The following is a 5,296-nucleotide window of genomic DNA, read 5'->3' on the forward strand; positions in this document are numbered from 1 at the left end:
TAGCTACGATAAGGACTTTGTAGCTCTAGTAGCTGACCATTTAGAGGGTGATTTTAAGATAGATATAGCTAGGAGTCTTGGCGGCTCCGAGGATATCACCTATATGATGAATAGGGTGGAGGAGCTTGGCGGAAGGAGCCTACACTTTATGTTTGGTTCTGATTTAAAGGCAGCCCACCATAATAATAGGTTTGACTTTGATGAAGAGAGCCTAGCTATGGCCTTTAAGGCCCTTAGAAGAACTATTGAACTTTTGGTAGAAGAATAAGTAAGAATAGAGTTAGAGTAGTTTTAGTAAAAGGAAACCACCCCCATACCCCTGGAGGTGGTTTTTCATCTATAGATCCTTGCTACTAGCTATTAAGATAGTCTAGGGCTGCCTTGGCCATGGTCTTCATGCCAAAAGCAATGGCCTTTTCATCTACTAGAAGTTGGGGGTTATGAAGGATGGTCCGGCCTTCATTTTCTTTTGATTGAAAGCCCAGCCAATAGTAGACTGAAGGGACTCTCATGGCAAACTCAGAAAAGTCCTCTCCCCCTGAACCAGGTTTATCTGCTAGGATAACATTTTCTGCTCCTAGGGTCTCTCTTAGCGAGACCAGGACCTGGTCTGTCAGGTCTGGGTCATTTAGTGTAGCAGAGTAGCCCTTTACATAACTAACATCGCACTGGCAGTCAAGGCCTGCGGCAACTCCTTCGGCCAGAGCCTTTATCCTTATTGGCATAAGCTCTGAAACTTCTGGCCTAAAGGTTCTGACAGTGCCTTCCATAGTTACCTTGTCACAGACCACGTTGTAGCGGCTGCCTCCCTTTATGGTCCCCAGGGTTACAACTGCACTGTCCATGGGGTCCACATTTCTACTTATGACGGTCTGGATGGCAGTTATTATATGGCCTGCAGCCACCAGGGCGTCCTGGCCTTTGTGGGGCTCAGCCCCATGGGAAGATTTTCCTTTAACTGTTAGAAAGAGCCTGTCAGACTGGGCCATCATGGTTCCCCTTCTTAGGGCAACCTGGCCTAGAGGCATGGGCCAAATGTGCAGGGCCATAGCAGCGTCAACCTTGGGATTATCTAGAACCCCATCTTCTATCATAAACCTTGCGCCTCCCGTAGGATTGTCCTCCTCTGCGGGCTGGAAGCAGAACTTTATATTACCTTTAAACTGGTCCTTAAGTTCTGCAAGAACCTTGGCTACTCCCAGTAGGATAGAGGTATGGACGTCATGGCCACAGGCGTGCATCTTGCCATCTGTCTTGGACTTGAAGTCAAGGTCTGTTTCCTCTAAGATAGGTAGAGCGTCCATGTCAGCTCTTAAAAGGAGCGTTTTTCCATTCCCTTTTCCTCTTAGAAGACCAACCACTCCCATCTTTCCTACCTTTTCTTCCACTTCTAAGCCTAGCTTTTCCAGCTCCTCTTTTACCAGCTGGGCAGTCCTAGTTTCTTCCATGGCTAGCTCTGGATTCTGATGGATGTCTCTTCTAATTTCTATTACTCGGTCCTGGTGTTTTTCCACCAAAGATTCAATTTCTTTAAGCATCTATTATCCTCCTAATTGATAAATAGGAAGCCACCTGGTCCTAGTGGGTAACCTGTAATGTACCAGATGATTCCAAAAATTAGCCAAGTAACCAGCATGACCATACTGTAGGGGATCATTAGAGACAGGAGGGTTCCCATTCCAAGATCCTCATCATACTCATTCATAAGCCCAATGATAATGGGGAAGTAAGGGAAGAGGGGAGAGATGATGTTGGTAGAAGAGTCCCCAATTCTATATAGCATCTGGGTTAGGGCTGGGTGGTAGTTTAGTAAGCTCAGCATGGGAACAAAGATTGGGGCTAGTATGGCCCACTTGGCTGAACCACTTCCTATAAATAGGTTAATAAAGGTAGAAAGAAGAACAAAACCTATAAAGAGTGGAATACCGGTAAAGTTAAGCGCCTTAAGCAGGTTGGCACCGGATACCGCAATTATAATTCCCAAGTTGCTCCAGTTAAAGTAGGCTATGAACTGGCCGATAATAAAGGCTAGAACAATAAAGGGAGCCATATCCTTGATGGCCATAGTCATGTACTTTGGAACATCTGCTGAGGTTTTAATCTTTCCAATGGCCTTTCCATAGGGAATGGAGGTTACTAGAAAGAGGATAAGAAGCAGAGGTATAATTCCTGCTAAAAGGGGTGAACCGCTCATTAAAGAGCCGGTTTCAGCATTTCTTAAAAATGAACTCTTGGGTGCAGCTAGGGCAACTAAGACTACAAAGTAGGCTATTAGGCCAATGCCTGCGGCCTTAAGGGCCTTGTTCTCTTCAGCAGTAACTGCCTGGTCTGTAATCTGCTTGTCACCGGTGTAGGGGCCTATTCTAGGCTCTATAATCTTGTCGTTTACAAACATCCCCACAAATGCTAGAAGTAGGGTAGAAGCTGCCATAAAGTACCAGTTGGCTGTTACAGGAATCTCAGGAGCTCCAACTATCTTGGAAGCCTCATTTGTAATGCCTGCTAGAAGCCCATCGGTTCCAGCTATAAAAAAGTTGGCACTAAAGCCAGCTGTGGTTGCCGCGTAGCCTAGGGCGATACCTGCAATGGGGTTTCTACCTAGAGAAAGGAAAATCATGGCAGACACAGCAGGGATAATAACTATAGCGGCGTCTGAGGCAATGTTGCCATTGATACCAATAAGCATAATAATGAAGGTTACAAGTTTTGGTGAAGCTCCAAGTATGGTCTTTTTCATAAAGCTAGATAATAGTCCGACATTCTCTGCTAGACCAATACCTAGGGCCATGGTGAGAACTAGGCCAAGGGGAGCAAATCCGGTAAAGTTCTTAACAGCGCTTGTCAGAGCAAAGTTAATACCCTCACCTGAAATTAGGTTCTTGGCTTGAACAATTTCTCCAGTAGTGGGGTTTTCCACCTCCAGTCCTACTTTGTTAGCAACAAAAGAGATAAGTACTACGATGATTATCATCCATACGAAGAGGATGAAGGAGTGGGGTATCTTGTTACCTACCCTTTCCACTCAGGCTAGAAAGCCCTTGCTTTCGTCTTTTTTAGACATGATTTCCTCCTTAATCAAGATTGTATTAAATTGTTTACCTTTCTCGCTATAAGCCCTTTCTTGTTACGACTCCTTGTTAAGTAATTGTTGTATTTTGCTTAATTATATACTAGTGGACTTATAGAATCAATCAGGAAAATTAAAATAATAGAGCCAAGAGTTGCCGCTAATGACTTGGATTTAGATTGGGCTTATACATTTGATGAATTACAGGTTTGTGGTAAAGAAATAAGTAAACAAAACTATTTATTTTTTGATAATTAATTCCTTTGTTTTAAAGACCATTTTTAATAATTTAGTCAATCAAATTCATTAATTTGAGCTGCAACTTCTTACAGTTTATCTTCCGCTTATATATGTATACTCCTTCAGTCATAGGATATTAGGGGGAGCTGATGAAAATTATAGACTTAATTGATAGGAAGTTCTTAAGTAAATCAACTTTTATATCGGTCCTTCTTATTTATAGGCTTGTTAAGGTTCCTGGCACTGATAGTGTAAATTTTATCTACCACGTTTCTTTGTCCTCTATAATACTTTCAGGTCTTGATTTAGGGGCTTTTATGATGAATCCAGTTCTTGATATGGAGTATTTGGATGGAGAGGTCTTCTATGAGTATTAATCTATTCAATCAAGTGCTATAAAGGCCTATCAAAATTAGATCTACTAACTGAAAATTTTAGTAAACCCCTGCTTTTACTAAGTTAGTATTTCCAGGGTGTATATGAAAAAAGAGAAGTTTTAATAAAAGAACTTGTAAGATTAAGAAGGATTAAAAATGGTTAAGGTTCCCTCATAGAGAATAGATCTACTAAGGGGGAATTTTAGCATATAAGAGGAGTCTTATTTTTAGTCTTTATGCATTATTGGGAATATAGTCCTAGTATAGAAGAGAAGATAACTATATATGCTAGACAAAATATTACTTGAGCAGGGGGCTGGCCTGGGCTATACTTTTCTTGCTACCTGTGTTACCCAGAACCTACTCCTTGTAGGAAGCCTAAGCAGGTTTAAGTTAAATCACATAAAGGGAGGTCCATGTGTCTAAAGTACTTGTCTACATAGTTTTAATAGTAATTTTTTCTGTGTCTAGCCTATCTAACCTTAGGAGTAAAAAGGAGATAATCTATCCTGTTAGAAGAAATTCCAGCACAAATTTTGCTGTAGCATTAATTATTGTAATTTTTGCCTTTTTATCTTACCGGTTAGGTAAGGGCAACCTCTTAAACTATCTAATAATAGCTCTTGGGGCCCTCTATGTAATTACCTGTCTATTTAGTCAAGGAATTACTAGAAAGGGGCTTCGTTACCATAGTAGTTACAAGCTGATTAATGGAGTTTTTAAAGACTGGTCCCAAGTTAAGGACTATAGCTTTAATATAGACAGTGGTGAGCTTCAGATGGTGGAGTATAAAAACAGGAAGCTATTTGTAAACCTTTACTTTAATAAGGAGGACGCCTTAGAAATCGACAGCTTCCTCAGTGCCACCATAGATAAAAAGTAGTTTTTCTAGAGGGTCCTAAGTGGCCTTCTTTTTATATGGGGCTTTATGATTTTTTGTTTTTTATAGGCAGATATTATTACTTAAAAAAGATAGTAAATAGATTATTTATGGGGTATAATTGGACAAGATACCCTAGTAATAAACTAGGGATTGGTAATGAAAATATCTATGCTACTTATATATATAGAAAGGGAAGATTTAGATGAGCAAAAAGATTAGTTTAAATGATAATGTTAATAAGATCAGTGAAGGCCAGGTAAAGGTAGATGGAAAGACCCCTTATCTAGACGCCACCAGGGTGGAGCTTTTAAAGGACTATATCCACAGACTTAATGATGGGGATAGTCTTGAGAGTGTAAGGGAGGACTTTGTAGCAAACTTTGCCACAGTTGATGCTTCTGAGATTGCTAAGGCTGAGCAGGAGATTATTGCAGGAGGAGTTCCTGTTGAAGAGGTTCAAAAACTCTGCGATGTCCACTCAGCTCTTTTTCATGGAACTACAAAGCTAGAAAAAGTAGGCGGCTTCAAGCTGCCAATTGCAGGCCAGATAGTTGAGGATGTGAATGTTTCAAAGGAGCCGGTAATAAGGCTTTCCCAGATTCCTGGCCATCCTGTTAATGTGTATATGAGAGAGAATGACATTATTGCTGAGCTTATAGAGGCTGTTAGAAGGGCTGAAGCACCAGAAGTTTTTGAGGAACTTAAAAAGCTCAGAGCCATCTCTGCCCA

The 5,296-nt window shown here is 41.0% G+C and carries 5 protein-coding genes and 1 pseudogene; 4 read left to right on the top strand and 2 right to left on the bottom strand.

Annotated elements, in window-relative coordinates; all coding sequences use genetic code 11:
* On the top strand, positions 1-268 hold a 268-nt coding region (locus tag GXZ13_07360; protein ID NLX75621.1), incomplete at its 5' end, for a M20 family metallo-hydrolase.
* 85 nt (positions 269-353) lie between these two features.
* Here the strand turns inward: GXZ13_07360 and GXZ13_07365 are convergent.
* Positions 354-1,538 carry an amidohydrolase gene (locus tag GXZ13_07365; GenBank protein NLX75622.1) on the bottom strand — a complete coding sequence of 395 codons (1,185 nt, stop codon included), beginning with the start codon at positions 1,536-1,538 and terminating at the stop codon, positions 354-356.
* An 11-nt stretch (positions 1,539-1,549) separates the two neighbouring features.
* Positions 1,550-3,061 (bottom strand): annotated as a pseudogene (locus GXZ13_07370) (AbgT family transporter).
* A gap of 395 nt (positions 3,062-3,456) precedes the next feature.
* Here GXZ13_07370 and GXZ13_07375 point away from each other — a divergent pair.
* From GXZ13_07375 to GXZ13_07385, 3 genes are all read left to right on the top strand, one after another.
* Complete coding sequence (locus GXZ13_07375; protein ID NLX75623.1) at positions 3,457-3,684, top strand: hypothetical protein; 228 nt, start codon at positions 3,457-3,459, stop codon at positions 3,682-3,684.
* A 418-nt stretch (positions 3,685-4,102) separates the two neighbouring features.
* The gene (locus tag GXZ13_07380) at positions 4,103-4,567 is read left to right on the top strand and encodes a hypothetical protein (GenBank protein NLX75624.1); all 465 of its coding nucleotides are present in this window, start codon (positions 4,103-4,105) and stop codon (positions 4,565-4,567) included.
* Positions 4,568-4,769: 202 nt separating this feature from the next.
* Positions 4,770-5,296, top strand: a 527-nt coding sequence (locus tag GXZ13_07385) for a DUF438 domain-containing protein (GenBank protein ID NLX75625.1), incomplete at its 3' end; no start/stop codon positions are given.

It is taken from the genome of Synergistaceae bacterium (assembly GCA_012728235.1).
Taxonomy (GTDB): Bacteria; Synergistota; Synergistia; order Synergistales; family Synergistaceae; genus JAAYFL01.